At 64.4% G+C, this 25,557-nt stretch carries 25 protein-coding genes; 13 read left to right on the top strand and 12 right to left on the bottom strand.

Going from position 1 to position 25,557, the window contains the following annotated elements:
* Window positions 1-5: 5 nt before the first annotated feature.
* Window positions 6-413, top strand: a complete 408-nt coding sequence (locus ACO07D_RS08395; RefSeq protein ID WP_421702498.1) for a rhodanese-like domain-containing protein — start codon at window positions 6-8, stop codon at window positions 411-413.
* Window positions 414-567: 154 nt separating this feature from the next.
* Here ACO07D_RS08395 and ACO07D_RS08400 read toward each other — a convergent pair whose 3' ends face one another.
* From ACO07D_RS08400 to dapE, 4 genes are read right to left on the bottom strand one after another with little or no spacing between them, the layout of a single operon-like run.
* Window positions 568-1,707, bottom strand: a complete 1,140-nt coding sequence (locus ACO07D_RS08400) for a lytic murein transglycosylase (protein ID WP_421702499.1) — start codon at window positions 1,705-1,707, stop codon at window positions 568-570.
* A gap of 44 nt (window positions 1,708-1,751) precedes the next feature.
* Entirely contained in the window at window positions 1,752-4,007 is a 2,256-nt protein-coding gene (rnr, locus tag ACO07D_RS08405; RefSeq protein ID WP_421702500.1) for a ribonuclease R, read from the bottom strand.
* A gap of 60 nt (window positions 4,008-4,067) precedes the next feature.
* On the bottom strand, window positions 4,068-4,649 hold the full coding sequence (locus tag ACO07D_RS08410) for a TIGR04282 family arsenosugar biosynthesis glycosyltransferase (RefSeq protein WP_421702501.1): 582 nt from the start codon (window positions 4,647-4,649) through the stop codon (window positions 4,068-4,070).
* On the bottom strand, window positions 4,642-5,790 hold the full coding sequence (gene dapE / locus ACO07D_RS08415) for a succinyl-diaminopimelate desuccinylase (RefSeq protein ID WP_421702502.1): 1,149 nt from the start codon (window positions 5,788-5,790) through the stop codon (window positions 4,642-4,644). Before dapE ends, ACO07D_RS08410 begins: the two co-directional genes overlap by 8 nt.
* A gap of 285 nt (window positions 5,791-6,075) precedes the next feature.
* Here dapE and ACO07D_RS08420 point away from each other — a divergent pair, with 285 nt between their 5' ends.
* The 4 genes from ACO07D_RS08420 (at window position 6,076) to ACO07D_RS08435 (ending at window position 10,644) form a co-directional block, all read left to right on the top strand.
* Entirely contained in the window at window positions 6,076-7,644 is a 1,569-nt protein-coding gene (locus ACO07D_RS08420; protein WP_421702503.1) for a Hint domain-containing protein, read from the top strand.
* A 24-nt stretch (window positions 7,645-7,668) separates the two neighbouring features.
* Window positions 7,669-8,766 (top strand): Hint domain-containing protein, encoded by a 1,098-nt coding sequence (locus ACO07D_RS08425; RefSeq protein WP_421702504.1) that lies wholly within the window; start codon window positions 7,669-7,671, stop codon window positions 8,764-8,766.
* Between the two features lie 94 nt (window positions 8,767-8,860).
* Window positions 8,861-9,952: a transporter substrate-binding domain-containing protein gene (locus tag ACO07D_RS08430; protein ID WP_421702505.1), complete on the top strand. Its 1,092-nt coding sequence runs from the start codon at window positions 8,861-8,863 to the stop codon at window positions 9,950-9,952.
* A gap of 89 nt (window positions 9,953-10,041) precedes the next feature.
* On the top strand, window positions 10,042-10,644 hold the full coding sequence (locus tag ACO07D_RS08435; protein WP_421702506.1) for a hypothetical protein: 603 nt from the start codon (window positions 10,042-10,044) through the stop codon (window positions 10,642-10,644).
* A 3-nt stretch (window positions 10,645-10,647) separates the two neighbouring features.
* On the opposite strand, the gene ACO07D_RS08440 is transcribed toward ACO07D_RS08435, so the two are convergent.
* The 4 genes from ACO07D_RS08440 to dapB all read right to left on the bottom strand — a co-directional run bounded on the left by ACO07D_RS08440 (window position 10,648) and on the right by dapB (window position 13,497).
* A complete protein-coding gene (locus ACO07D_RS08440; protein WP_421702507.1) occupies window positions 10,648-11,280 on the bottom strand; it encodes an HAD hydrolase-like protein in 633 nt (210 codons plus the stop codon).
* Window positions 11,277-11,621 (bottom strand): hypothetical protein, encoded by a 345-nt coding sequence (locus tag ACO07D_RS08445; RefSeq protein ID WP_421702508.1) that lies wholly within the window; start codon window positions 11,619-11,621, stop codon window positions 11,277-11,279. Before ACO07D_RS08445 ends, ACO07D_RS08440 begins: the two co-directional genes overlap by 4 nt.
* 54 nt (window positions 11,622-11,675) lie before the next feature.
* Window positions 11,676-12,428, bottom strand: coding sequence for a YHYH protein (locus ACO07D_RS08450; RefSeq protein ID WP_421702509.1), 753 nt, complete (start codon window positions 12,426-12,428; stop codon window positions 11,676-11,678).
* A 259-nt stretch (window positions 12,429-12,687) separates the two neighbouring features.
* Complete coding sequence (gene dapB / locus ACO07D_RS08455; protein WP_421702510.1) at window positions 12,688-13,497, bottom strand: 4-hydroxy-tetrahydrodipicolinate reductase; 810 nt, start codon at window positions 13,495-13,497, stop codon at window positions 12,688-12,690.
* 99 nt (window positions 13,498-13,596) lie between these two features.
* On the opposite strand from dapB, the gene rbfA reads away from it, so the two are divergent.
* The 4 genes from rbfA (at window position 13,597) to ACO07D_RS08475 (ending at window position 16,869) form a co-directional block, all read left to right on the top strand.
* Window positions 13,597-14,010, top strand: a complete 414-nt coding sequence (rbfA, locus tag ACO07D_RS08460; protein ID WP_421702511.1) for a 30S ribosome-binding factor RbfA — start codon at window positions 13,597-13,599, stop codon at window positions 14,008-14,010.
* Entirely contained in the window at window positions 14,007-14,720 is a 714-nt protein-coding gene (locus ACO07D_RS08465) for a phosphodiester glycosidase family protein (RefSeq protein WP_421702512.1), read from the top strand. The genes rbfA and ACO07D_RS08465 overlap by 4 nt, the downstream gene beginning before the upstream one ends.
* Before the next feature lie 53 nt (window positions 14,721-14,773).
* Window positions 14,774-15,679, top strand: a complete 906-nt coding sequence (gene truB, locus ACO07D_RS08470; RefSeq protein WP_421702513.1) for a tRNA pseudouridine(55) synthase TruB — start codon at window positions 14,774-14,776, stop codon at window positions 15,677-15,679.
* Window positions 15,680-15,879: 200 nt separating this feature from the next.
* A complete protein-coding gene (locus ACO07D_RS08475; RefSeq protein ID WP_421702514.1) occupies window positions 15,880-16,869 on the top strand; it encodes a formylglycine-generating enzyme family protein in 990 nt (329 codons plus the stop codon).
* A 42-nt stretch (window positions 16,870-16,911) separates the two neighbouring features.
* Here ACO07D_RS08475 and deoA read toward each other — a convergent pair whose 3' ends face one another.
* Complete coding sequence (gene deoA / locus ACO07D_RS08480; RefSeq protein ID WP_421702515.1) at window positions 16,912-18,219, bottom strand: thymidine phosphorylase; 1,308 nt, start codon at window positions 18,217-18,219, stop codon at window positions 16,912-16,914.
* Between the two features lie 92 nt (window positions 18,220-18,311).
* Here deoA and ACO07D_RS08485 point away from each other — a divergent pair, with 92 nt between their 5' ends.
* Window positions 18,312-18,818 (top strand): DUF1643 domain-containing protein, encoded by a 507-nt coding sequence (locus ACO07D_RS08485; RefSeq protein WP_421702516.1) that lies wholly within the window; start codon window positions 18,312-18,314, stop codon window positions 18,816-18,818.
* An 86-nt stretch (window positions 18,819-18,904) separates the two neighbouring features.
* Here the strand turns inward: ACO07D_RS08485 and ACO07D_RS08490 are convergent, their stop codons facing one another.
* Window positions 18,905-20,347, bottom strand: a complete 1,443-nt coding sequence (locus ACO07D_RS08490; RefSeq protein ID WP_421702517.1) for a calcium-binding protein — start codon at window positions 20,345-20,347, stop codon at window positions 18,905-18,907.
* Between the two features lie 126 nt (window positions 20,348-20,473).
* On the opposite strand from ACO07D_RS08490, the gene ACO07D_RS08495 reads away from it, so the two are divergent.
* Window positions 20,474-20,773 carry a DUF5665 domain-containing protein gene (locus ACO07D_RS08495; RefSeq protein ID WP_421702518.1) on the top strand — a complete coding sequence of 100 codons (300 nt, stop codon included), beginning with the start codon at window positions 20,474-20,476 and terminating at the stop codon, window positions 20,771-20,773.
* Window positions 20,774-20,791: 18 nt separating this feature from the next.
* On the opposite strand, the gene ACO07D_RS08500 is transcribed toward ACO07D_RS08495, so the two are convergent.
* Window positions 20,792-21,796 (bottom strand): calcium-binding protein, encoded by a 1,005-nt coding sequence (locus tag ACO07D_RS08500; RefSeq protein ID WP_421702519.1) that lies wholly within the window; start codon window positions 21,794-21,796, stop codon window positions 20,792-20,794.
* A 333-nt stretch (window positions 21,797-22,129) separates the two neighbouring features.
* On the opposite strand from ACO07D_RS08500, the gene rpsO reads away from it, so the two are divergent.
* The gene (gene rpsO, locus ACO07D_RS08505) at window positions 22,130-22,399 is read left to right on the top strand and encodes a 30S ribosomal protein S15 (protein ID WP_421702520.1); all 270 of its coding nucleotides are present in this window, start codon (window positions 22,130-22,132) and stop codon (window positions 22,397-22,399) included.
* Between the two features lie 80 nt (window positions 22,400-22,479).
* On the opposite strand, the gene ACO07D_RS08510 is transcribed toward rpsO, so the two are convergent.
* The gene (locus ACO07D_RS08510; RefSeq protein WP_421702521.1) at window positions 22,480-23,055 is read right to left on the bottom strand and encodes a YceI family protein; all 576 of its coding nucleotides are present in this window, start codon (window positions 23,053-23,055) and stop codon (window positions 22,480-22,482) included.
* A gap of 256 nt (window positions 23,056-23,311) precedes the next feature.
* On the opposite strand from ACO07D_RS08510, the gene pnp reads away from it, so the two are divergent.
* A complete protein-coding gene (gene pnp, locus ACO07D_RS08515; RefSeq protein ID WP_421702522.1) occupies window positions 23,312-25,459 on the top strand; it encodes a polyribonucleotide nucleotidyltransferase in 2,148 nt (715 codons plus the stop codon).
* Window positions 25,460-25,557 lie beyond the last annotated feature (98 nt).

Genomic DNA, 25,557 nt, shown 5'->3' on the forward strand with positions numbered 1-25,557 from the left:
GCAAAATGCGCAAACTCAAAACATCCGCCGCCGATCTGGTCGCCGCCTCGCGGGCGCGCATTGATGAGGTTGAGACGCAGGATCTGATCGACATGATGCATGACCCCGACGTGGTCATCGTCGATCTGCGCGACATTCGCGAGCGCCAGCGGTCCGGTTTCATCCCGGGGTCCTTCCACTGCCCGCGTGGTATGGCCGAGTTCTGGGTCGACCCCGAAAGTCCCTATTTCAAGGAGGTCTTCGGCCAAGAGGGCAAAAGGTATGTCTTCCACTGCGCCTCCGGCTGGCGCTCTGCGATCACCGTGGCGCAGCTCAATGACATGGGCTTTCCCTGCGCCCACCTGCGTGAGGGGTTTTCGACCTGGGAAGCGCAGGGTGGCCCGGTGGAACGTTCGGAGCTGGACTGGGAGTAGCCCGCTAGGCGACGGGAAACTGCCGGTTTTCGAAGAAAACCGGCTAACGGCGTTGGCGAAAATTATTTGAATAATTTTGCTTGAGGGGGGCCTCGCTTCGCTCGGCTTTCGGTTTTGCAGCACGCAAAACCGGGCACATTCATCGCGGGTCGCTTTACCCCTCCTGGTCGATCTCCCGCAGTCGGTCCAGCACGCAGATGCCCGGGAAGCCGTCGGCAAATGCCCCTTGGGTCTTCTGAAAGGCGCGAATGGCCTCGGCGGTGTTGGGCCCCATCAGCCCGTCGATCCCCTGCGTGTCCAGCCCCATGTTGGTCAGGCGCATCTGAACCTCGCGCAGTTCCTCACGGCTCAGCACACGCTGGCCTTCCGGAAAGCCCTGCGCGAAGGATTTCCCACCCGCAAAGCGGTCTGCCAGGTGACCGATGGCGACCGCATAGGTCTCGGCGCGGTTGTATCGCAAAATGACGTGGAAATTGCGAAACACCATCAGTGCCGCACCCCGCGCCCCTGCGGGCAACAGGATCGAAGCTGCGCCGTATTCCGCGATCGGCATCTGGCGCGCGGGCCGCACGCCCAGTGCGGTCCATTCGGCCACGCTCTTGTTGCGCCCGAGCCCGGTCAACGCATGATCGAACCCCTCGGGCAGGGTGACCTCGATCCCCCATGGCTGGCCCAGGCGCCAGCCGTGTTTCGAGACATAATTCCCGATCGAGGCCAGCGCATCGCAGGGATCTTCCCCCCAGATGTCGCGCCGCCCGTCACCGTCGAAATCTATCGCGAAATCCTGAAAACTTGTCGGCATGAACTGCCCATGCCCCATCGCCCCGGCCCATGAGCCGACCAGCTGATCGGCCCGGGCGTCGCCCATCTGCACGATGCGCAGTGCCGCGATCAGCTCCTCCTCGAAGAAGCCGCACCGCCGCCCGCCATGGGCCAGCGTGGCCAGGGCCGGGATTGTCGGAAAGGCACCACGGTTCACGCCGAAGCCGGTTTCCAGGCCCCAGAACGCCATGATCATCTCGGCCTCGACGCCGAACTCGGCTTCGATACCATTCAGGAGCGTACGGTTCTGGCGCATCTTCTGCCGACCGTTGCGAATGCGTTCCTCGGACACGGTCACGTCCAGGTAATCACGCACGGACAGGCGGAACTCTGGCTGGTGTGCCTGTTTCTCCAACACCTCCGGCAAGGGTTGCACCGTGCCCATCACCTGGTCGAACACGCCGCCCCTGATCTGGCGTTCCAATGCCCGTTCCCGCAACCCCGTTACCCAGGTTTCGAAATCGTCACTCACCGTTGTCCCCGTTGGTCGATTTGCGTTGTTTGCGCAAACTTAACCTAACGTCGCGTTCTGGACACCTTTTTCTTCACCTTCGCGGCCTTGCGTCGCGCACGCTGGGTCTTTCGCGGGGCCGAACGCCCCGATTTCCCACGGCTGGGACGGGGGAGGGAACGCCCCTCAACCTCCAGCAATTCAAGCATCAATCCGCCCGTGACGGGGATCGCCTCGGACAGGCGAATGGTCACGCGCTGGCCAATGCCCAGCACCAGGCCAGACCGTTCCCCGGTCAGCGTTTGTGCGTCGCGATCGTAGAGGAAATACTCCGCGCCGATGGATCCGACGGGAATCAGACCATCCGCACCCGTATCGTCCAGCTTGACGAAAGCACCGAAGCGCTGGATGCCGTTGATGCGCCCGGTGAACTCGTTGCCGACCCGCTCCGACAGGTAGGCGGCCAGGTAGCGATCGGTGGTATCCCGTTCGGCCATCATCGAGCGCCGCTCGGTGTCCGAGATATGTTGCGCCGTCGCCTCCAGCCGGTCGATGTCGGCGGGGTTGAGCCCGTCGTCGCCCCAGCCATGTCCCGAGATCAGCGCGCGGTGCACGATCAGGTCGCTATAGCGCCGGATCGGGCTGGTGAAATGGGCGTAGTTCTTCAGCGCCAACCCGAAATGGCCGAAGTTCTTCGGCGTGTAATAGGCCTGGGTCATCGAGCGCAGCGTGGTGATGTTCATCAGCTCGTCGAACTCCGTCCCCTCGGCCTGACCCAACAGGCTGTTCAGGTGCCGGGTCTGCAAGACCTGCCCCTTGGCCAGCGTAAAGCCAGACGCCTGGGCCACTTCGCGGAGCGCCTCCAGCTTCTCGGGGCTGGGTTCCTCGTGCACGCGGTAAAGCAGCGGTCGGCCCAGGCGGTTCAGCTCCTCGGCGGCAGCGACATTGGCGATGATCATGAACTCCTCGATCACCTTATGGGCGTCGAAGCGTTCATAGAAATTGACCGACGCGACCTTGCCATCATCCCCCAGCACGATCTTGCGTTCGGGCAGGTCCAGCTCCAGCGGCGCACGGTCCTTGCGGGCCAGCTGCGTGGCAGCCCATGCGGCGTAGAGCGGTTTGATCACTTCATCCAGCAGTGGCGCGCATTTCTCGTTCGGCTTGCCATCCTGCGCCTCTTGCACCTCGGTGTAGTTCAGCGACGCATGGGACTTCATCAGGCCACGGGTGAACCGATGCCCGATCTTCTCGCCGCGTGCGTTCAGCACCAGCCGCACCGCCATACAAGCACGCGGCACGCCTTCGTGCAGGCTGCACAGGTCGCCCGACAGCCGGTCGGGCAGCATCGGCACCACCCGGTCAGGGAAGTAGCTGGAATTGCCCCGGTGTCGCGCTTCACGGTCCAGAGCGGAGCCGGGCGTCACGTAATGGGCCACGTCGGCGATGGCGACCCAGACGACGAAGCCGCCGGGGTTCTTCGGGTTGTCGTCGGGCTTGGCATAGACCGCGTCGTCATGGTCGCGCGCATCCGCCGGGTCGATGGTGACCAGGGGCAGGTGACGCAGGTCTTCGCGCTCGCCCAGAGGGGCGGGCTTGGCCGCATCCGCCTCGGCAATCACCTCGTCCGGGAAAGCGTCGGGGATGCCGTGCTGATGGATCGCGATCAGGCTCACGGCCTTGGGCGCGGCCGGGTCACCCAGGCGGGCGACGATGCGGGCACGGGGTAGGCCCATGCGGCCCTTGGGCCCGGCGCGCTGGGCTTCGACCAGCTCGCCATCCTTGGCGCCGTTTACATCCGCAGTGCCGACGATCCATTCCTTGTCCGCGCCCTTGTCGACGGGCACGATGCGCCCGCCCTCGGCACCCTTGCGGAAGACGCCCAGCACGCGCTGCGGGTTGGTGCCGATGCGGCGGATCAGGCGGCCTTCGTACTGGTGGTCCTCGCCCGTGACCTCGGTCAGGCGCGCGAGGATGCGGTCATCCTGCTTCAGCGCCGGGTCGCCCGCCTTCTGGATCAGCAGGATACGGGGTTCCTCGCCCTCGCCCTGCCACTCCAGCGGGCGGGCGAACAGGTCGCCATCCGCGTCCGGTCTCAGCACCTGCGCCACGGCGACGGGGGGCAGCTTGTCCGGGTCGCGATAGGTCTTCTTGCGTTTCTGCAAATGCCCGTCCGCCTCCAGCTCGCGCAGGATGCGTTTGAGGTCGATCCGGTCGGCGCCCTTGATGCCAAAGGCGCGCGAGATGTCGCGTTTCGAGGTCTGGGTCGGGTTGTCGGAGATCCACTGAAGGATTTCGTCCTTGGAAGGAATGCGTGTCATGAAATGGTCCTAACATGAGGGGCCGGAGGGGTCACGGGAAGTTCGCCGGGGCGTCCTGCGTCACTGCAAGCGGCGCAGGTCTTCCACCGTGTCCACATCGTCCAGCGTGTCGATAATGGCGTGCGTCAGGTCCGGGATGCTGGCGGTGGTATCGGCCAGCGCAAACTCAGAGGACCAGCGCACCTGGTTGAACAGGGACTTGGGCACGGCGCGCACGCGTTTCAAGCCAATGAGCCAATATCCACCGTCCGGCGCCGGCCCGAAGACCGCGTCATGATCGCCCAAAGCGGCAAAGGCGCGGGCAATATGGGCGCGGGTCACGCCGGGAATGTCCGCGCCGATGATCACCACCGGGCCGGGCGGCAGGGTGCGAAAGAGTCGCCCCATCCGGTCGCCCAGATCGCCCGACCCCTGCGCCACACGGGGCAGGTCTTCGGGCCAGATGCGGCTGGTCAGCCCTTCCACATCCGGCGCGACGGCCAGGGTCACTTGCCAGCGCGGATCACGGAGGCGGCGCAGCAGGGCGCAGGTTTGGTGACGAAACCACCAGGCAGCGCGCACCATGCCGATGCCCTTTCCCAAGCGCGTTTTCACGCGGCCCGGGTGGGGCTCCTTCACCATGACAACCAGCTGTTTACGCAAAGAAATCTCGCATGATCCGGGTATAGATCGCCTTGAGTTGCGGGATCTGCGCCACCTCCACCCGCTCGTCGACCGAATGCATGGTCTTGCCGACCAGGCCAAACTCGACCACCGGGCAGTGGTGTTTCACGAACCGCGCGTCCGAGGTGCCGCCGGTGGTGGACAGCTCCGGGCTGACCCCGGTTTCCGCCTCGACCGATTTCGCCACCAGCGCCGACAGCTCGCCCGGCGGGGTGATGAAGCTCTCGCCCGAGACCTTGACCGTTACCTCGAATTCGATCCCCGTGTCTGCCGCCACCCGCGCCATTTCCGCCTTCAGCCAGGTGGTCAACTCGGCCGACGTGTGGTCGTCATTGAAGCGAATGTTCACCGTGGCGCGGCACTCGGCGGGGATCACGTTGGTAGCCGCATTGCCGGTGTCGATCGTGGTGACCGCCAGGGTGGAAGCGTCGAAGTGATCGGTCCCTTCGTCCAACACATGGGCGTCCAGGTCGGCCATCAGCCGGGCCATCGCGGGCACCGGGTTCTTGGCGCGGTGCGGGTAGGCGGAATGGCCCTGTACGCCCCGTGCGGTGAACCAGGCGGTCATCGAGCCGCGCCTGCCGATCTTCATCATCTCGCCCATCGTGTTGGGGCAGGTGGGTTCACCCACCACGCAGGCCGTCATCGCCTCGCCGTTTTCGGCCATCCAGTCCAGGATCGCCGTGGTGCCGTCCACCGCGTCGCCTTCTTCATCGCCGGTAATGGTGATGACCAGCGACGCATCTTCCGGCGCCTCCTGCACGAAATCCACAGCGGCCGCGACCCAGGCGGCGACGCCGGATTTCATGTCCGTGGCCCCGCGCCCGTACATGAACCCGTCTTTGATCTCCGCACCAAAGGGCGGCATGGTCCAGGCGGCCTCGTCGCCCAGGGGCACCACATCCGTGTGGCCGTTGAAGCCCAGCGTGCGCGCGTTCTTTGACCCCCAGCGGGCAAACAGGTTCGACACCTCGCCGCGGTCGACCCGGGTGCAGGTAAAGCCCGCCTTGGTCAGGATATCCTCCAGCAACACCAGCGCGCCGCCCTCGACCGGGGTGACAGAAGGGCACTGGATCAGGCGGCGGGTCAACTCGATAGGGTCGGTGGGCGTGGTGGTCATGGGGCACTCCTTTCGCCCCTGTTAGCGCAGCCCGGCCCGACCCGCAAATGTGTCGCCGATGGCACAGGGGCGGGCGACGCTGACAAATGTGTTATCAATGGGTTAACAATAGGGCGCTTCTGCGGCATAGTCGGTGCCAATGAATGACCCGAGGCAGGGCAACGGACCACCATAGACGCGAAAAGCGCGGTCCGGACACGAGCGGTTTGACGAACACATGCGGCCAACGCGCCGCTGTCTGCCGTTCTGCGCGTGCCTCAAGCAAGGGGCAGGAGGCAGAGCGACATGGTTCAGGCGAGCGAGCTGAACATCGACACGGGTGCATCGGCGACCGAGATGGCACAGACCATTTTCGGGGACGGTGTCACGGTGGTATCGGCAACCTATTCGGGGTCAGGCTATTCCTCTGGCACCTACAGTGGCGGGGATACGACCTCGCCGGGTGTGACTCCCAGCGATACCGGTGTCATCCTGTCAACCGGTCGCGCGCGCGACTTTACCAACTCGTCCGGGCAGGCGAACCAGGACACCAATACGTCGACCAACACCGGGGGGCAGAACAACAACCCGGATTTCAACGCGGCTGCGGGCGCGCGCACCTATGACGCGTCCTATATGGATGTGGACTTCATCCCGACCGGCGACACGATGACGATGCAGTTCGTTTTCTCGTCCGATGAGTTTCCCGAATATGCCAACTCGTCCTATCAGGATTTCGTCGGGGTCTGGGTGAACGGGGCACAGGCCACCATGGCGATCGGGGATGCCAACCCGGGCAACCTTGTCGGCGGCATCAACCAGAACCTCTATGTCGATAATACGTCGGACCAGTACAACACCGAAATGGACGGGTTCACGGTGACCATGACCCTGACCTTCCCGGTGGTCCCGAACGTGGTGAACTCGATCCGGATCGGCATCGCGGATGTCGGTGACAGCAGATATGACTCGAACCTTCTTATCGCCGGGGATTCCGTCCAGACGGTTCTGATCGCAAATGATGATGTTGTGCATCTGCCGGGCGGCGCGACCAAGACGATTGATGTGCTGGCCAACGACTATGACGCCGATGGCGGTACGCTGACGATCACGCATATCAACGGCGTGCCCGTGTCGGTGGGGGATACGGTGACGCTGGCCACCGGCCAGACGGTGACGTTGAACGCCGATGGCACCCTGACCATGGTGGCCGAGGCCGATGGCGAATACTTCAACTTCACCTACACGATCGACGACGGAAACAATGTCGACACCGGCTTTGTTCTGGTGGACTCGATCCCCTGTTTCGTGGCGGGCACGCTGATTGCCACGCCCCATGGCGACAAGCGGGTCGAAAGCCTGGAGCCGGGCGACATGGTGCTGACCCATGACAACGGCCCGCAGCCCCTGCGCTGGATCGGGCGACGCACGGTGCCGGCCGAGGGCAGTTTTGCCCCCATTCGCATCGCGGCGGACACGTTCGGCCGACATGGAGAGCTGCTTTTGTCGCCGCAGCACCGGGTGTTGATCCGTGACGCTTTGGCCGAGCTTCTGTTCGGCGAGACCGAGGTGCTGGTCGCTGCAAAAGATCTGGTCAATGACCGGTCGGTGCGGCGCATCGAGGGGGGCGAGGTGGAATATGTGCACCTGCTGTTCGACCAGCACGAGGTGATCTTCTCCGAAGGGCTGGCGACCGAAAGCTTCCTGCCCGGTCCCCAGACAACCCGCAGTTTCGAAGCCGATCTGGTGCGCGAGATCTGCACCCTGTTTCCCGAAATCGACCCCGATACCGGCCTGGGATATTCCCCCTCAGCGCGACGCACCCTGCGCGCGCATGAGGCGAAAGTGCTGATGTCCGCGGGCCAGGCGGCCTGAGCGGGCAGGGGGCGAGGGCAGCGCATGGCTTGGATCGGCATGGGCACGCAGGATCGCGCGGGGTTTGATGCGCGGGGGCTGGGTCAGTCCGGCCTGTTGACCGGCCTTGTGACCGAACCCGGCTCTGACGAGATCCTGCCCACCGGCTCTTTGATGTTCGAAGCGCAGGTCGCGGCGCAATACTCCGGCACGCAGCGCTTGATCCATCTGCACCGCTCACGCGGATGGACCCGCCATCTGGCAGTGCTTCTGGCCGAAGATGGCCGGTTGAGCGTTGATTTGCAGCAGGGCGCCTCGCGCCGCGCCGCCCAGCTGACCCTGCCGGTCCCTGCGCGCGAGGCCCGCCTGCGCGTAACCTATGCCTGGGATGCACCGGCGCGCCACGCGGTGATTTCGGTCGAGGATCTGGATCAGGAGACGCTGCACCAGGTCGAACTTCCCAACCCCTTGCCCCTGCCGCTGGACGATCTCGACGCGCTCATTCGCGGCGGACGTGGTGTGCAGCGCGACCCGGGTCTGCGCTGGATTGCGCTGTCGGATCGGGTCGAGCCGGTCGGCCTGCCGTTGGGCGTCGCCGCGGGTACGCCGGTTGAGACACCAGGCGGGCTGTGCCCTGTTGATCACCTGCGCGTGGGCGACCTTGTGTCCACATCGGACGGGCCGCGCCCGATCCGCTGGTTGACCCGTCGCGAGGTGCCTGCGCTGGGCGCGTTCCGCCCGATCCATCTGCGTGCGCCCTACCATGGGCTCACCAGCGACATCCTGGTCGCGCCGGATCACCGGCTGCTGGTCTCGGGCGGCGAGACCGAATACCTGTTCGGCGAAGACGCCGTGCTGGTCGAGGCGTGCCACCTGGTGGACGGGCGCACCACGCACCGCGCCCATGGTGGCGGGCTGATGCGCTATCACCACATCCTGCTGGATGAGCACACCTGCCTGAGTTTCGCCGGGCTGCAGGGCGAAAGCCTGTTCGTCGGCGCGATGGGGCGCGATGCCGATCTGATCGCCACCACTGCCCTGGCCGCGATGCCGCTGAATGCAATCCCGCGCCACCGCAGCTTCGCCCGCCTGCCACTGTCCAGCTACGAGGCACGGACCCTGGCCGCCTCTCTGGTGGCCTGAACGCCTCTTCCCCTGCGGAACCCGCCCCCGATGCAACCTGAGGTTTGCGCCCGCAGCGCCCTTGTGGCAAAGGGGCGGCAAGGGGATAGGGACAATGAACCGACTGATTCTGACGCTTTGCCTGCTTGTTGCGGCGGGAACGAGCCTGTTCGTGGCCGGCCCGGTGCTGGCCCAGGACACCCAGACCGCCGAGACGCTGCGGGTAACCACGGTGACCCGCCCACCGTTTTCGCTGGAGCAGGACGGGGCGCAGACCGGCTACAGCCTCGACCTCTGGGCTGCGCTGATGGAGGCCATCGGGCGCGACTATGAAATCATGCGTGTCGACGCCTTTGCGCAGATGCTGACCGAGGTGCAGGCGGGCAATGCCGATGCGGCGGTGGCCAATATCTCGATCACCGCCGGGCGTGAGGCGGTGCTGGATTTCTCGCAACCGATCTTCGAAGGCGGTTTGCAGATCATGGTCCCGGCGGATGGTAGCTCCGGCAGCCCGCTGATGCGGGCGCTGTTCAACCGCGACCTGATGATTGCCATCGCCCTGGCCTTTGCCGCGCTTCTGGGCGTCGGCATGTTGATGTGGCGATTCGAGCGCCGCGCGCAGCCCTATTTCGACCACGACGCCAAGGGGGCGATGTTCCCGGCCTTCTGGTGGGCACTGAACCTGGTGGTGAACGGCGGGTTCGAGGAACGCGTGCCGCGCACGCCGATGGGGCGCCTGTTCGGCGTGACCCTGGTGGTCTCATCCCTGTTCATCGTCTCGGTCTTCGTCGCCCATATCACAGCCGCAATGACCATTGATGCGATCCAGGGGTCGGTAAATTCGATCAACGACCTCTATGGCAAGCGGGTCGGCACCACGCGCGGCTCCACCGCCTCGGCCTTCCTGAACCGCCGCGACCTGCCGCATCAGGAATTCGCCGACCTCGACGCGCTGATCGACGCTTTCGAGGCGGGCGAGCTGGACGGGGTCGTGTTCGATGCACCGATCCTGGCCCATTACGTCAACACCTCCGGTGCGGGGCTTGGCCAACTGGTCGGCCCGGTCTTCCTGCGTGAAAACTACGGCATTGCCCTGCAGTCCGGCTCGGACCTGGCCGAACCCTTGAACCGCGCCCTGCTGGCCCTGCGCGAAGACGGCACGATTGAGGCTCTGCGGGTGAAGTGGTTTGGCACCGGCGCGCGGTAGGGTTTTGGTAAACAGGTCAGGTTAGCCGGGCTGGACGCGCCGCGCGCGTGGGCGTACCTTCGAGGCAAACAAACCTTGAGGATATGCCCATGCGCAAATTTCTAGCCGCCCTTTTCATGCTGCCCCTGGCCGCCTGTTTCGATGCCTCCATTTCCATCAGCTTCCTGGACAATGAAAACGCCGAGATGAATGCGGTGATGACCATGGGGCCGGAGTTTTACGGGATGATGGCCCAGTCGGGCGAAGACCCGTGCGAGGAAGGTGTGGGAGAGGCGCAGGCCGATGGCTCCTTCATCTGCACGATCTCGGAACAGGATACGATCGACAACCTGATTGCCCAGGTGAATGCGCCGTCTGACCCGGCAGATGCCGAGTCGCCCACCACCGGCATGGCCGAGGGCTATTCGATCGAGCGTCTCGATGCCGAGACTGTGCGCGTGTCCTTCGACCTGTCCGAGATGATGAATGACAGCAAGCCCGACGAGGACCTGGGAGACATGGAGGAGATGCTGCGCGCTGCCTTCATGGGCCATGCGATCACCATGAACGTTTCGGGCGCCGAGATTGTCGAGACCAACGGCACCCTGTCGGAGGACGGCAAGACCGCAACCTTCGTGATCCCGCTGGAAAAGATGCTGGATGAGGATCCGGGCCTGCCGCCCAGCTTCGACGTCACCGTCAAGACGCAGTAAGCGTCAGCCGATCAAGTCACGCACAACGCCCGGCAAATCGCCGGGCGTTTCGCATTTCACGGTGGCCTGTACGTGTTCCTCGGGCGTGCCATAGCCCCATGTCACGGCGATGGACCGCATGCCGACCTTGGCCGCCGCGGTGAAATCGTGATGCCGGTCACCGACCATGACGCAGGAGGCCGGATCGTCCCCGGTCAGCTCCAGCGCGTAGGCCAGCAGCTCGCCCTTGTCATTGCGTGTGCCGTCCATCTCGGGCCCGAACTCGTGGGTCAGGAAACGCGCCAGGTCGAAATGCGCGGTGATGCGCCGGGCATAGACATGGGGCTTGGCGGTGGCCAGGTGCAGGGTCTGCCCTGCGTCTCGCAAAGCGGCCAGCGCCTCGGGAATGCCGTCATAGACCCGGTTGTTGAACAGCCCGCCGGTGGCATATACCGCACGATAGGCGTCCAGCGCGGCCTCCGGATCCGGGGCACCCAGCTTGGCAAACGTGTCGATCAGGGCCGGGCCGATGGCCCAGGTGAGCGTCTCGGCGGGCGGGCAATCCAGCCCCAGCGAGGTCATTGCATGCACGATCGAGCCGGTGATCCCCGGCTTGGGATCGGTCAGGGTTCCGTCAAGGTCCAGAAAGACCGTCACGCGTCCTCGCCGTCGTAAAGCGGGTCCATCTGCGCCACCACGACCGAGTTCTCGATCAAGGCGCGGGTCATCAGCTCGCGCTCTTCCTGCGGGATCTCGTGGCCCATTTCCTCGCGGTCCGACAGGGTGCCGTAGCCGGTCACGTCCAGCGGCGCCAGCTCTGCCTGTTTCAGGATCGCCACGGTCTCGCGCACCGCTTCGGCCTCGTCCACGCCGCTGGCATAGCACAGCATGGCCGCACCCGTGGCGTCGGGCGGTAGCCCGTCCCCGTCCTTGCGGCCGACCTGAACCAGCAGCGTATAGACCTGCTGTTCGCGTTTCTTCTTGGTTTTCTCGCTCATGCCCCGCCCATACGCTTGCGGGGCGTGAGGATCAAGGGGGCAAGGGATGTGCGCTTATGGCCGCCCGGTGAAATCGCGGCTGACCGTGCCCTTGAAGCAGCGCGGGAAGAAGGGAAAGCTCTCGGTCGCGAAATAGGTATAGCTGCCGTTAACCACGGCGCCGTTGCATTCGTCCAGATTGCCGCTTCCCGCGACAAATTCGTAATCCTCGACATAGGTGCCGTCGTAATGCCCGCCGGGGTTCAGCCCGCCAGAGGGGCGGTGGCCGGATTTCAGCCGCCAGGAACTCTGCGCGCTGGCGCTTGCATGGATCTCGAACCCGTCGGCGCCGTAGCCGATCAGGCTGCCTGGCATCGCCTCGGTCCAGATTTTGGCTGGCGCGTGGTAGTGGTAAAGCCCCCGGTGATCCACATGGGCGTTGGCATGATCCATGCCCAGATCTGCGCCCATCCCCTCGACCCGCCAGCCCGAGGCGCGGTTGCGCGAGAACCCGTGCCGCCCGTTCGGATCATAATACTCCGCCGTGCCCGGGCGCAGCAAGATACCGGTGAGCGTGACGCCGGAGGTATGCACACGCGTGGTGGTGCGGCCGGTGAGTTCCGGTGTGGCATCGACGCAGACAGTCAGGCTCTGCGCCTGGAACCGGTTCGGATTGCCTCGGGTGGGGAACTGACCGATGGCATGATCCGGCGTGGCATTCGACTGAATGCAGCGCCTGTCGCCCTGCACGGTCATGCTGCTTTGGTTGTTGGCGGCCTGGGCGGCGAAGCCCGCCAGGATCAGGGTGCCCAGAATGATAATGCGCATGGGTGAAACCTCCTCATGTTGTGAGAGGTTCTACGCACGGGCTGCGATATTCCGTCGCGGGGACTTGCCCGGACCGCCGTGCTGGCGGCCCGAAAGCCGAACGAAGTGCGGTCAGCGTCCCGCCTTGCGGGGCGCGTCACCCGGCAGCGGGCTTTGCCCGCGAGAGGGCCAAGGGGCCACTGCCGGGTTCGCGCCCTGCCTGCAGGCGCTGACCTCGCTTCGCTCGGATCAGCGCGCGAGGCCGGTGCGGTGCCCCGGATCAGAGCCCCAGCACATCCACCATGTCGTATTCGCCCGGCTTCTTGCCCTGACCCCACAGCGCCGCCTTCAGCGCGCCGCGGGCAAAGACCGCCCGGTCCGAGGCCAGGTGGCGCAGAACAATGCGCTCGCCATCGGCGGCAAACATCACGTCATGCTCGCCCACGATGTCGCCCCCGCGCACGGCGGTAAAGCCGATGTCGCCCCGCTTGCGCGCGCCGGTAATGCCGTCGCGGCCCCGGTCGGCCACCCGGTCCAATTTCACGCCGCGCCCTTCGGCGGCAGCCTCGCCCAACATCAGGGCGGTGCCCGACGGCGCGTCGACCTTGTGACGGTGGTGCGCTTCGATGACTTCGATATCGTAATCCTCGTCCAGCGCGGCAGCGACCTTCTTGGTCAGTTGCACCAGAAGGTTCACGCCCAAGGACATGTTGCCCGCCCGTACGATGGTCGCATGGCGGGCAGAGATCGACAGTTTCGCCAGATCCTCGTCCGTCATGCCGGTGGTGCCGATCACGTGCACGGCGCGGGCCTGCGCGGCAATCTCGGCCATCGCCAGGGTGGCCGCCGGCGCGGTGAAGTCGATCACCGCCTGCGCCTTGGCCATCACCTCCAGCGCATCGTCGGACACCGCGACCCCAATCGCCTGGCCGCCCATGCATTCGCCCACGTCACGACCAACCCAGTCATGGCCCGGCCGTTCCAGCGCCCCCACCAGTTTGCAGGCGGGGCTGTCCGAGACGGTCTTGATCAGCATCTGACCCATGCGGCCCGATGCGCCCATCACCACGATGCCTGGCAGGTTGTCCATGTCGCTTCTCCTGATATTACGTGGGCGAGTCCTAGCGCGACAGGCCCCCGCGCGAAACCCCCTGTTGCGCGGACCCGCAATCAGGCATACATGGCGACCATGGCCAAGAACCGTTTCAACACCGATACCGGCCCCAGCCAGCGCCAGCTGCGCGTGGGGGAACTGATCCGTCGCACGCTCTCCGACCTGCTGATGCGGGGCGAGATCCATGATGACGAGGTCAACCGTCTGAACATCACCGTGTCCGAGGCGCGCATCACCTCGGACATGCGCATCGCCACGATCTATGTCCTGCCCCTGGGTGGCAAGGGCAAGGAGGCTGCCGTCAAGGCGCTGGCCCGCAACGCGCATGAGATCCGCCGCACGCTCGGCAAGGTCGCCAAGCTGAAACACACGCCCGAGCTGCGTTTCATGGCGGACGAAACCTTCGACCGCATGGACGAGACCCGCGCGCTGCTGTCCCGCGACGAGGTCAAACGCGACCTGAGCGAGCCGGAGGAGGGCGCCGAATGAGGACCCTCGCGGCGCTTGTCCTGACGCTCCTGACAAGCGCCCCGGCCTGGGCGGTGACTTGCGAAGACGTCACCTTCGACGGCGCCAGTTTCACCACCTGCGAGGTCGGCGCGGACGAGGATCTGCGCCTGTTCCTGAACGATCCCGAAGGCGCCCCCCTGGGCAACTTCGCCTCGGTGGCGACCCATGTGGATGGCACCCTGGCCTTTGCGATGAACGCGGGCATGTTCCACGACGACCAGCGTCCCGTGGGCCTCTACATCCAGGATGGCAAGCAGCTGACCGCAGCCAGCGACGGTGGCGGCTACGGCAATTTCGGCCTGCTGCCCAACGGTATCTTCTGCATCAGTGACACCCTGCGTGTGTGGGAAAGCGACGCCTATGCCACCGCCGCCCCCGCCTGTACGCATGCCACGCAATCCGGCCCGATGCTGGTGATCGACGGTGCCTTGCATCCGAAGTTCATGCCCGACAGCACCTCGTTCAAGCTGCGCAACGGGGTGGGGACCAGCGCAGACGGCTCGCGCGCGGTCTTCGCGATCTCGAACAGCTACGTCAGCTTCCACCACTTCGCCCGCCTGTTCCGCGACCATCTGGGTCTGCCGAACGCGCTGTTCCTCGATGGCTCCGTCTCACGCCTGCATGCGCCTTCTCTGGAGCGGTCTGATGGCGGATTTCCGATGGGTCCGATCTTTGGAGTGGTTGACTGAGGGCCCAAGCCCCGCTAGGTCCGCGCCTTCAACTTGGGACACGGGTTTTCGACATGGCACGCAAACGCAAAGGGCGCGATATTCACGGCTGGCTGGTTGTGGACAAACCGGCGGGCATCAGCTCGAACGCGGTGGTGAACAAGGTGCGCTGGGCGATGGACGCCAAGAAGGCGGGCCATGCGGGCACGCTCGACCCCGAAGCGACCGGCGTGCTGGCCGTGGCCCTGGGCGAGGCGACCAAGACTGTGCCCTACATCACCGATGCGCTGAAAGCCTATGAGTTCACCGTGCGTCTGGGCCAGGCGACCAACACCGACGATGCGGAAGGCGAAGTGATCGCGGAAAGCGATGCGCGCCCTACCGATGCTGATATCGAAGCCGCACTGGGCGCATTCATCGGCGACATCATGCAGGTGCCGCCCAAGTTCTCGGCGGTCAAGATCGACGGCGAACGCGCCTACAAGCTGGCCCGCGACGACGAGGATTTCGAGATCGCCGCACGCCCCCTCTGGGTCGAAGGGCTGGTCATGACCGACCGCCCCGACGCCGACCACGTCACGTTGGAATTGACCTGCGGCAAGGGCGGCTACGTACGCGCCATCGCCCGCGACCTGGGCGCAGCCCTTGGCTGCCACGGCCACGTGCGCGAGCTGCGCCGCATCTGGTCCGGGCCCTTTGACGCCGAAGATGGCGTGTCGATGGAGACCATCGAAGAGCTCGCCAAGACCGGAGAGCTCGACCAATACCTGCGCCCGCTTGAAGAAGGCCTGGAAGACCTGCCCGAGCTGAAAGCCACCACTGAGGGCGCCACCCGCCTGCGCCACGGAAACCCCGGCATGGTGCTGGGTGGCGACGTGGAATATGGCGACGAGGCCTGGGCGAGCTTCGAGGGCAAGGCGGTCGCGGTTGGGATCTACCGGTCGGGGGAATTGCACCCGAGCCGGGTGTTTAATCAGTGATCTGACGGAAGGGTTCCTGAACGTTCCACTGCCACAAACCCTCGACGGGCGGGTCTGACCGTGCTTCGGGGGCGCATGATCTGGTGTGGAAAAATGGTACCTGTACCAAGGTCTTGCGAACTGTCGCACAGGACATAAATCCGCCCGAATCTCAGCGTTTCATAGCCTCGGTACTGGATGCTGGAGATTGCGGGTAAGGGATGAGTTTGGTTCAGTTTCTTTGGAAGGCTTGTGCGGCCTTTCTGCTTGGGGCATTGCCTTCAGCCGCTGAGATTTATCGGATATCCGACGATAGGCAGGTTGAGACACTGGAGGTGTTTCGGGAATGTGACGCCTGCCCTGAAATGGTCGTTCTGCCGGTTGGGCGCTTTCAGTTCGGCTCGTCTGTCGAACAGGCGGTCGAAGCCCATCGCCGCTTCCATGCCACCCACAACACCCCGAGCAGCGGGAACTCGTTCCTGAATGAGACACCTGAACATGTGGTGGTTATGGACACCCCGATTGCCATGGGACGCAACGAGGTAACGCGCGAAGAGTGGGCGGCTTGTGCTGACGAGGGGTATTGTACCGATGAGCATTACGCGCGGATACGATTCCGCAAGCCGAATGGCCCGTATCAGGACCACCCGCGCGGACCGATCCTCGCAATTACCTTTCTTGAAATGCAGGCATATGTTGATTGGCTGAACGGCAAGCTCGGGAAGGACGTATATCGCCTGCCGACCGAGGTGGAGTGGGAATATTCCGCGCGTGCCGGAGCCGAAACGGTCTTTGCCGAAGGAGATGTGCTGACCAGGGATCGCGCAAATTTTTCCATCCATCGGCGCGTGTTCGAGGGTGGGAAGCTTGTGTGGCACTATGACCCCGAAAACGCCCGGCGAACACTTCCGGTGGATCAGTTGGACGCGGCAAATGCCTGGGGGATTCGGCACATGTCGGGCAATGCCCTCGAGGCAACCCGGTCCTGCTGGAGCAATCGGCACCTGGGATTTGAAAGTTCTGGCAGATACCTCGCTGCCTCCTTTCGGCCGCTAGGGTGCAAACGGGTGGCGAAAGGGGGATTTTATGCTGCCGGCGCCGAACTTGCGCGTCCGGAGCGTCGAACGCCCCTGCGCGAAGATCACTGGTCGGCCTGGCTTGGTTTCCGCTTGGTTCGAGAGCTTGAGGGCGCTGTCCCCGAAATCCAGTGAATTGTTGCCAGATGCGTCTTTGCCTGCACCTGTCCGTCGCCTTCAATCAATGATCTGCATCACCGGAGTACTAACCTCCGGCGCCTCGCCAATCTGATAGGCCGCCAGCACCTGTGCCTCGGCCGCATCCGCCTGGGCCGTATCATCGGCATGGATCACCGCCAGCGGGTCGCCTGCTTCCACCTTCACACCCAGGTCCACCAGCTCGGTCAAACCAACCGCCGGGTTCACAACGTCATCGGCGCGGCGGCGGCCGCCGCCGAGTTCGACCACGGCCAACCCGATCTCGCGGGTGGCGATGCGGGTCACGTGGCCGGAGGTGGGGGCTGCGACGGCGCGGGTCAGTTGGGGCTTGGCGAGGTAGCCTGCGAAGTTCTCGACGAAATCCGTGGGGCCGCCCAGACCTGCGACCATCCGGCCGAAGACCTCGGCGGCAGCGCCGGTTTCCAGCGCCTGTGTTACGGCGGCCAGCCCGGTTTTGCGATCAGGGGCAAGCCCCGCTGTCACCAGCATCTCGGCGCAGAGCGCGAGCGTAACTTCACGCAGGCGCACGTCTTGGTGGGCGCCGGTCAGGAACTCGACCGCGTTCACCACCTCGACCGCATTGCCCGCTGCCGAGGCCAGAGGCTGGTTCATATCGGTGATCAGCGCGTGGCAGGGCAGGCCGGCGGCGCGGGCGACGCCGGTGCTGGAGGCCGCCAATTCCGCCGCGCGGTCGGGGTTGTCCATGAAGGCGCCATTGCCGCATTTCACGTCCATCACCAGGCTGCCCAAGCCCGCCGCCAGTTTCTTGGACAGGATCGAGGCGGTGATCAGCGGCACGCTTTCCACCGTCGCGGTCACGTCGCGGATGCCATAAAAACGCTTGTCGGCGGGGGCCAGATTGCCGGTCTGTCCGATCACGGCGCAGCCGACCTCGGCCACCACCTTGCGGAAAAGCGCATTGTCGGGCTGGCTGGTATAGCCCGGGATACTGTCCATCTTGTCCAGCGTGCCGCCGGTGTGCCCCAGACCCCGGCCCGAGATCATCGGCACATAGCCGCCACAGGCCGCCACGATGGGCGCCAGCATCAGGCTGACATTGTCGCCAACCCCGCCGGTTGAATGCTTGTCCACCGCCGGGCCGGGCAGGTCGGACCAGTCGAACACATCACCGCTGTCGCGCATCGCCAGGGTCAGTGCCGCGGCCTCATCCCGCGCCATGCCGCGCCAGAGCACCGCCATGGCGAAAGCGGCAACCTGGCCCTCGCTTGCCTCATTCGAGGAAATCCCCGCCACCATCTCGGCAATCTCCTCGTGCGACAGGGTTTCCCCGTCCCGTTTCTTGCGAATGATCTCGGCGTAGAGCATGGCGTGTCCTTTCGTGAAGGGATCACTTTTGACCGTTTGGACAAGAACTGCAACCCCTTGCCAATCCGGGGCTGCGCGGCGACAAGCCTGACATGATTACGCGACGGTTTCAAAAGGATGATGCGGCGTCGGAGGCCCGGTATTCCGACTGCGAGAGGTATCGATATGACCTGACCCGGGTCTGGGACCCGGCGGGGCGGCGGCTGCTCTACGTGATGTTGAACCCGTCGAAGGCGACCGAGGTGGCGAATGACCCTACCATCGAACGCTGCGAACGGCGCGCGCGGGCGCTGGGCTTCGGCGGGTTTCGTGCGACCAATATCTTTGCCTGGCGCGAGACCGATCCAAGCCTTCTGAAACAGGCTGCCGAGCCCGTTGGCCCTGAAAACGATGCGATGATCCTGGAGGGCGCGACCTGGGCCGATGAGGTGCTCTGCGCCTGGGGGGCGCATGGCGATCACCTGGAACGCGGCCGCGCGGTCGAGGCGCTTTTGCGCGGTACGGGCCAACCGTTGGTGCAGCTCGGGCTGACCAAGGCGGGCCACCCGCGCCATCCGCTCTACATCGGATATGCCACCCGGCCCGAACCCTGGACATGAACGCCGGGGAGGCTCCCGCCCGTCTTCGGCCCTGACGGGCCTCATCCCGTTGGGCGTGGCCCGCGCCTGCGGCGCGGGTCCGGGGCTTAGCGGAACACGTCCTCGCGCACCGAGACATAGACGTCCGAACTGCTGGCCTCCGGCATGCCCTGAAGCAGCGCAACCAGCTGACCGTTCACGATGACCTCGCCGTCCTCGCCATCCGCCGAGGGCTGTACTTCGAGGATGATATCGCCATAGGTCGTGTTCGGATTGAGCTCGATGCGCAGGAAATCCTCGCCCGGCACGAAATCCGTCACCTCGGCATATTCCGCCACCTCGTCATCGGCATAGAGCCAGAATGTGTCATTGCCCTCGCCACCGGTGGCCTCGTCATGAAGGTCCATGATGATCGTGTCATTGCCCGTGCCGCCATCCAGCACATCCGCGTCACCGTCGAGGTGATCGGTGAAGGCAAAGCGCTCTGATCCATCCTCTTCGCTGGCCAGGCCGTTGTGGTCGATCACGTCGTCGCCCTCGCCGCCCGACAGGGTGTCGGCCCCGTCGCCGCCGCTGATATCATCGTCGCCGGCCCCGCCGTCGATTACGTCATCGTCGCTTTCATCGGAGTCGGCGACATGCACGCCGCCCTTGAGGATTTCATCCCCGTCGCCGCCCTGGATCACGTCATCGCCCGCGCCGCCGTCCAGATAGGAATCGCTCCCCCCGCCGGTCAGCACATCGTCCCCGTCGCCGCCGAAGGCCGCTGTGGCGCCGTCACCCACGGTGATCTGGTCATCCCCCTCGCCGCCGAAGGCATAGCCCGCCTCGTCGCCGGTGGTGATCTGGTCGTCGCCCGTGCCGCCATCGACCACGTTCAACTCGCCCGGTGTCTCGATCAGCGGCGTGCCGTCCCACAGGTCCAGCTCGCCCTCGCCGGTGTCCGGGTCGCCGTCATCCTCGGCCACGATCACGTCGTCGCCCTCGGTGCCTTCGACATCCACCGTGTCGTCCAGTAGCCGCTCGAAATCATCCAAGCCTGCCACTGCATCACCGTCACGCTGCACGGCCTGCTCGACCAGAGTGCCATCGACCGGCAGCCCCTCGTCGGGCTCGTCAATCGGGTCGAGCACATCTTCGGGATCGACCGGATCGGTCGGGCCGGGCTCTTCGTCATCCGGATCGGTCGGGGTCAGCACGTCCTCGGGATCAATCGGATCGCCGGGCTCCGGCGGTTCCTCGTCATCCTCGTCGATCGGTGTCAGGACCGTATTGTCCGGATCGTCCGGATCGTCGGATTGCTCCGCTTCGCCCGGATGTTCCGAAACGGGCGCCACCGGCCCATCTGTGGTTCCGTCAACCGTTCCCACCGCATCCAACAGGTCAAGCATATCGCCCGTATCTTCGGTCGGAAGCGGATCACCCGTGTCATCAACACCGGTGTCATCCCCGGCCTCGGAACCCCCGGTATCCGTGTCGTCGTCACCGCCGAACAAATCTGTCATGAATAGCAGGGGCAGCAGCCCCAGAAGAAGCAAGCCATACAGCATGGCACCCACCTTGTAACACCCAATCTCACCTCTTAGGATAATAGGCGAGATCGCACACTTCCCCGAACGTATTCTGGGAACAATTCAATGTAAACAGAGGGTTGTTAAATCCTTAACGGGGGCAAGATGGTTCAGGAGAGCGAAGGCGAACGCAGTAGCCCCGATCTGACCGCCGAGGTCCGCGCGCTGCGCGACGAGGTGGCGCAGATGAACGCACATCGTTTCATCCGCCTGCACGACAGCCTGTGGAAGCTCGGCCTGTTCCAGCTCTACCGCGGTCTGGCCTTCGGTCTCGGCTCGGTCCTGGGCGCGACGATCCTGGTGGCTTTTGTGATCCGCATGCTCGGCTCGATCGACTTCATCCCGGTGCTGGGCGACTGGGCACAGCAGATCATTGATCAGCTGAACACCGGGCAGGATATTTGAGCGTCAAGGCGACCCAGGTCAATTCGGCAGCTGCAACCCGCGCAGTGTGATCTCCACCGGGTCCAGCGCGGCGTTTTCCACTTCGGCGATCATCTCGCCGTTCAGGAAGATCTGCGTGCCATCGGGGCCGATGGTGGTTGTCAGCTGCGGATTGGCGTCCAGCACCGTGTCATAGATGACCACGATCTCGTCCTCAGTTTCGTCGAAATCGAGGATCGTGCTGGCGTGCCCGTCCGCAACCCAGCGCCCAAGGATGAAGTCATCGGCACCGCTGCCGCCCCGCGCAATATCGTCATTGCCAAGGACAAGGGTGTCGTTCCCTTCGCCACCATCAACCTGATCGCCGACATCAAGGTCGGTGCGCGACAAGGCATTGGTAAGACCGGAAGATCCATAGATCAGGTCGTTCCCTTCGCCGCCCAGCAGGACGTCGGCATCCGCGTTTCCGGCCAGGATGTCATTGCCAGTGCCCCCGACAAGCGTGTCATGGCCCAGGCCGCCCACAAGCTGGTCCTCGCCCGCCTCACCGTGCAGTTCATCGTTGCCACTGTCACCCCAGAGCTGGTCATTCCCCGAACCGCCGAACAGCCGGTCGTCGCCGCCCACACCGATGATCTCATCCGCGCCGGTGCCGCCATAGGCCCGGTCGCTGCCGTTTCCGGCCTCGATATAGTCATCCCCGGAGCCGCCATGCAGGCGATCGTCCCCTTCGCCTCCGTCAATTCGGTCAGCGCCCGGACCGCCATGCAAGTAGTCATCTCCGTCAAAGCCGAACAGCAGATCGTCCCCGCTGTCCGCTTCGATGCTGTCGTCTCGGATGGAGCCATTCAGGGTGTCCGAGCCAGCGGTGCCGAACTCTTGAATGCCGTTGCCCGGCCCCGGATCCGGCCCCGGATCCGGTTGCGGGTCGGGCTGGGGTTCCGGCTCTGGCGCGGGATCGGTGTCCACACTGTCCGAACCGCTGGACGCATCCAGCGCTAGCCCGGCTGCCAGCATGCCGAACAAAAGAAACAGACCACCCATGATCCCCTCCGAAAGTCTTAATCAACCGTTGCGAGAACTAGCAGCGTAGACCGGGAGGGGCAAGCTTCTGGTAAATATCCGAAATTTTAGACAACAGTGCGTCAAATTGACGGTGTACTGTTCTGGCTTCGAGAACAGTCTTTGCGGCAGTTCCGCCCTGTGTGCGGCGCGCGCGGGGGAATCGCCCGGCCATGCCGAATCCCTTTGCTTTCTGCCGCAATCTGCCCTATATGCGCCCATCCGCCGGATTCCCCTGGGCTCCGGCGGCCTCCATGGACCTGGCTGGACGACATCCCGGCCTGCGCCCGAAACTCAAACCGTAAGGAGACCCCGATGTCGATCACTGTTGAAGAAAAGACCCGCCTGATCAAGGAATTCGGCACCACGGAAGGCGACACCGGTTCGCCCGAAGTCCAGGTTGCCATCCTGTCGTCGCGCATCGCGACCCTGACCGAGCACTTCAAGACCCACAAGAAGGACAACCACGGCCGCCGTGGCCTTCTGAAGATGGTTGCCCAGCGCCGCAAGCTGCTGGACTACGTGAAGCGCAAGGACGAGGCCCGTTACCAGGACCTGATCAAGCGCCTGGGCCTGCGTCGCTAAGCCCCTGGGGCCGACGCATCCCATCTACTGGAAAGGCCGCTGCACCGCGCAGTGGCCTTTTTCTTTGCGGTAAAGGTGGTTTAGCCGTCGTCGCGATCCAATCGCACGATGATGTTCAGCCGGATTTCCTCGTCAACCATGTTCGGCAGGCCGGTGACCCCGAAATCGCTGCGTCGGACGGTCCCGGTCACATGCACCGCCAGGCGTGACAGATCACCCGGATCCGTGCCGCGCTGGCGAAATACCTGGGCATCCAGGTTCACCGGATGGGTCACGCCGCGGATCTTCATGTCGCCGCTCAGCACCGCCGAGGTTCGTGCAATGCGCAGCGCGCGGCTTTCGAAGGTCATCACCGGAAACCGCTCCGTGTTCAGCATGTCCCGGCTGCGAATGGCCTGGCTGGCAAAGGGCAGGTTGGTCCGCGCGCGGGCGGCATCCACGCTGACCCGGATCCGGCTGTCGCGGTTGCGCTCGAAGTCCAGCAGCACCTCGGCCTCCAGGATCGGGAAGCTGCCGGTGATTTCCTGCTGCGAGGTTTCGACCACGAACCCGGCCATCGACCGCGCGCGATCCAGCTCATAGCGCACCGGTTCCGCCCGGACCGGGGTGGTCAGCAACAGCGCAAGCAACAGCAGCGGGGCAAACAGGTGTTTCATGACGCCACCATAGGGGCGACCGCCCCCTGCGGGCAAAACACGGCTTGTCACAGGGTCGCGACGCCCACCCGCCGACCCGGGCGAACCTTTTCGCTTTATAAGGGCGTGAAAATCCTGTATGGCCCGCCCATCTGAGACGTGGTGCCCGGACCCCGGCACCGTGAAAAGGATATAAGAGGGGTCGGCGGCAATGGGGCCGTCATGCAAACGGGAGACGCGGGAGGGCCCGCGAGTGCTCCCATCTAGGATACGACATATGTTCAACGAGACGAAAAAATCCATGCAGTGGGGCGAAGAGACGCTCACGCTGGAAACGGGCAAGGTTGCCCGTCAGGCCGACGGCTCGGTCATCGCCACCCTGGGCGAGACTTCCGTCATGGCCAACGTGACCTTCGCCAAGGAACAGAAGCCCGGTCAGGACTTCTTCCCGCTGACGGTTCACTACAACGAGAAATACTATGCTGCCGGCAAGATCCCCGGTGGCTTCTTCAAGCGCGAAGCGCGTCCGACCGAGAAAGAGACGCTGACCTCGCGCCTGATCGACCGTCCGATCCGCCCGCTGTTCGTCCCCGGCTTCAAGAACGAAGTGCTGGTGATCTGCACCGTGCTGTCGCACGACCTGGTCAATGACCCGGACATCGTCGCGATGATCGCCGCCTCGGCCGCGCTGACCCTGTCGGGCGCACCCTTCATGGGCCCGATCGCCGGTGCCCGCGTCGGTTACGAGGATGGCGAATACATCCTGAACCCGACCTGCGACGAGATGCACGACCTGCGCAACAACCCCGATCAGCGTCTGGACCTGGTGGTTGCCGGGACCAAGGATGCCGTGATGATGGTGGAATCCGAAGCCTACGAGCTGTCGGAAGCCGAGATGCTGGGCGCCGTAAACTTCGCGCATGAGCAGATTCAGCCGGTCATCGACCTGATCATCGAGCTGGCCGAAGAGGCCGCCAAGGATCCGTTCGACTTCCAGCCCGCCGATTACAGCGAGCTGTTCGCCGCCGTGAAAGCCGCCGGTGAAGACAAGGTGCGTGCCGCCTATGCCATCACCGACAAGCAGGAACGCGTTGCCGCCGTCGCCGCCGCCAAGGACGCCATCAAGGACGCCCTGTCGGAAGAGCAGCTGGCAGACGAGAACCTGGGTTCGGCCCTGAAAAAACTGGAAAGCACCGTTCTGCGCGGCGACGTGGTCAAGTCGGGCAAGCGTATCGACGGCCGCGCGCTGGACCAGATCCGTGGCATCGACAGCACCGTCGGCATGCTGCCCCGCACCCACGGTTCGGCCCTGTTCACCCGTGGCGAAACCCAGGGCCTGGTCGTGACCACCCTGGGCACTGGCGACGACGAACAGATGATTGACGCGCTGACCGGCACCTACAAGTCGAACTTCCTGCTGCACTACAACTTCCCGCCGTACTCGGTCGGTGAGGTTGGCCGTTTCGGCCCTCCGGGTCGTCGTGAGATCGGCCACGGCAAGCTGGCCTGGCGTGCGCTGCAGGCCGTCCTGCCCGCCGCGACCGACTTCCCCTACACCATTCGCCTGGTGTCGGAGATCACCGAGTCGAACGGTTCCTCCTCGATGGCCACCGTCTGCGGCAGCTCGCTGTCGATGATGGACGCCGCCGTGCCGCTGAAGGCCCCGGTGGCCGGTGTGGCCATGGGTCTGATCCTGGAAGACGACGGCTCCTACGCGGTTCTGTCGGACATCCTGGGTGACGAAGACCACCTGGGCGACATGGACTTCAAGGTGGCGGGTACCGAAAACGGCATCACTTCGCTGCAAATGGACATCAAGGTCGCGGGCATCACCCCTGAGATCATGGAAAAAGCCCTGGCCCAGGCCAAGGACGGCCGGATGCACATCCTGGGCGAAATGTCCAAGGCGCTGACCGAAGGCCGCTCGGAGTTTTCGGCCCACGCCCCGCGTATCGAGACCATGAACATCCCGACCGACAAGATCCGTGAAGTGATCGGTTCGGGCGGCAAGGTCATCCGCGAGATCGTCGAAGTGTCGGGCGCCAAGGTCGACATCAACGACGATGGCGTGATCAAGATCGCCTCGCCGAACAATGACTCGATCCAGAAGGCCTATGACATGATCCACGCGATCGTGGCCGAGCCGGAAGAAGGCGCGATCTACAACGGCAAGGTCGTGAAGATCGTCGACTTCGGCGCCTTCGTGAACTTCTTCGGCAAGCGCGACGGCCTGGTGCACGTCAGCCAGATCGAAAACCGCCGCCTGAACCACCCCTCGGACGTTCTGAAGGAAGGCCAGGAAGTGAAAGTCAAGCTGCTGGGCTTCGACGATCGCGGCAAGGTGCGCCTGTCGATGAAAGTCGTCGACCAGGAGACCGGTGAAGAGATCGTCGCCGAGAAGAAGAAAAAAGACGAAGACGCCTAAGGTTCGGCCCTGCCGAACCTGCACCCGGCCAAGTCTGGGTGTGTGTGTTCCGACAATCGAAAGCCCCGGTGGAAACACCGGGGCTTTTTGTTGGCTGA

This window comes from Aliiroseovarius sp., from assembly GCF_965228805.1.
GTDB lineage: Bacteria > Pseudomonadota > Alphaproteobacteria > Rhodobacterales > Rhodobacteraceae > JASBTN01.

What these genes read in the sequence shown, in the direction of transcription:
- ACO07D_RS08395 (WP_421702498.1), top strand. Translation starts at nt 6, where the DNA reads ATGCGCAAACTCAAAACATCCGCCGCCGATCTGGTCGCCGCCTCGCGG.
- rnr (WP_421702500.1), bottom strand. Translation starts at nt 4,007, where the DNA reads ATGACACGCATTCCTTCCAAGGACGAAATCCTTCAGTGGATCTCCGAC.
- dapE (WP_421702502.1), bottom strand. Translation starts at nt 5,790, where the DNA reads ATGACCACCACGCCCACCGACCCTATCGAGTTGACCCGCCGCCTGATC.
- ACO07D_RS08420 (WP_421702503.1), top strand. Translation starts at nt 6,076, where the DNA reads ATGGTTCAGGCGAGCGAGCTGAACATCGACACGGGTGCATCGGCGACC.
- ACO07D_RS08425 (WP_421702504.1), top strand. Translation starts at nt 7,669, where the DNA reads ATGGCTTGGATCGGCATGGGCACGCAGGATCGCGCGGGGTTTGATGCG.
- ACO07D_RS08430 (WP_421702505.1), top strand. Translation starts at nt 8,861, where the DNA reads ATGAACCGACTGATTCTGACGCTTTGCCTGCTTGTTGCGGCGGGAACG.
- ACO07D_RS08435 (WP_421702506.1), top strand. Translation starts at nt 10,042, where the DNA reads ATGCGCAAATTTCTAGCCGCCCTTTTCATGCTGCCCCTGGCCGCCTGT.
- ACO07D_RS08445 (WP_421702508.1), bottom strand. Translation starts at nt 11,621, where the DNA reads ATGAGCGAGAAAACCAAGAAGAAACGCGAACAGCAGGTCTATACGCTG.
- ACO07D_RS08450 (WP_421702509.1), bottom strand. Translation starts at nt 12,428, where the DNA reads ATGCGCATTATCATTCTGGGCACCCTGATCCTGGCGGGCTTCGCCGCC.
- dapB (WP_421702510.1), bottom strand. Translation starts at nt 13,497, where the DNA reads ATGGACAACCTGCCAGGCATCGTGGTGATGGGCGCATCGGGCCGCATG.
- rbfA (WP_421702511.1), top strand. Translation starts at nt 13,597, where the DNA reads ATGGCCAAGAACCGTTTCAACACCGATACCGGCCCCAGCCAGCGCCAG.
- ACO07D_RS08465 (WP_421702512.1), top strand. Translation starts at nt 14,007, where the DNA reads ATGAGGACCCTCGCGGCGCTTGTCCTGACGCTCCTGACAAGCGCCCCG.
- truB (WP_421702513.1), top strand. Translation starts at nt 14,774, where the DNA reads ATGGCACGCAAACGCAAAGGGCGCGATATTCACGGCTGGCTGGTTGTG.
- ACO07D_RS08475 (WP_421702514.1), top strand. Translation starts at nt 15,880, where the DNA reads ATGAGTTTGGTTCAGTTTCTTTGGAAGGCTTGTGCGGCCTTTCTGCTT.
- deoA (WP_421702515.1), bottom strand. Translation starts at nt 18,219, where the DNA reads ATGCTCTACGCCGAGATCATTCGCAAGAAACGGGACGGGGAAACCCTG.
- ACO07D_RS08485 (WP_421702516.1), top strand. Translation starts at nt 18,312, where the DNA reads ATGATTACGCGACGGTTTCAAAAGGATGATGCGGCGTCGGAGGCCCGG.
- ACO07D_RS08490 (WP_421702517.1), bottom strand. Translation starts at nt 20,347, where the DNA reads ATGCTGTATGGCTTGCTTCTTCTGGGGCTGCTGCCCCTGCTATTCATG.
- ACO07D_RS08495 (WP_421702518.1), top strand. Translation starts at nt 20,474, where the DNA reads ATGGTTCAGGAGAGCGAAGGCGAACGCAGTAGCCCCGATCTGACCGCC.
- ACO07D_RS08500 (WP_421702519.1), bottom strand. Translation starts at nt 21,796, where the DNA reads ATGGGTGGTCTGTTTCTTTTGTTCGGCATGCTGGCAGCCGGGCTAGCG.
- rpsO (WP_421702520.1), top strand. Translation starts at nt 22,130, where the DNA reads ATGTCGATCACTGTTGAAGAAAAGACCCGCCTGATCAAGGAATTCGGC.
- ACO07D_RS08510 (WP_421702521.1), bottom strand. Translation starts at nt 23,055, where the DNA reads ATGAAACACCTGTTTGCCCCGCTGCTGTTGCTTGCGCTGTTGCTGACC.
- pnp (WP_421702522.1), top strand. Translation starts at nt 23,312, where the DNA reads ATGTTCAACGAGACGAAAAAATCCATGCAGTGGGGCGAAGAGACGCTC.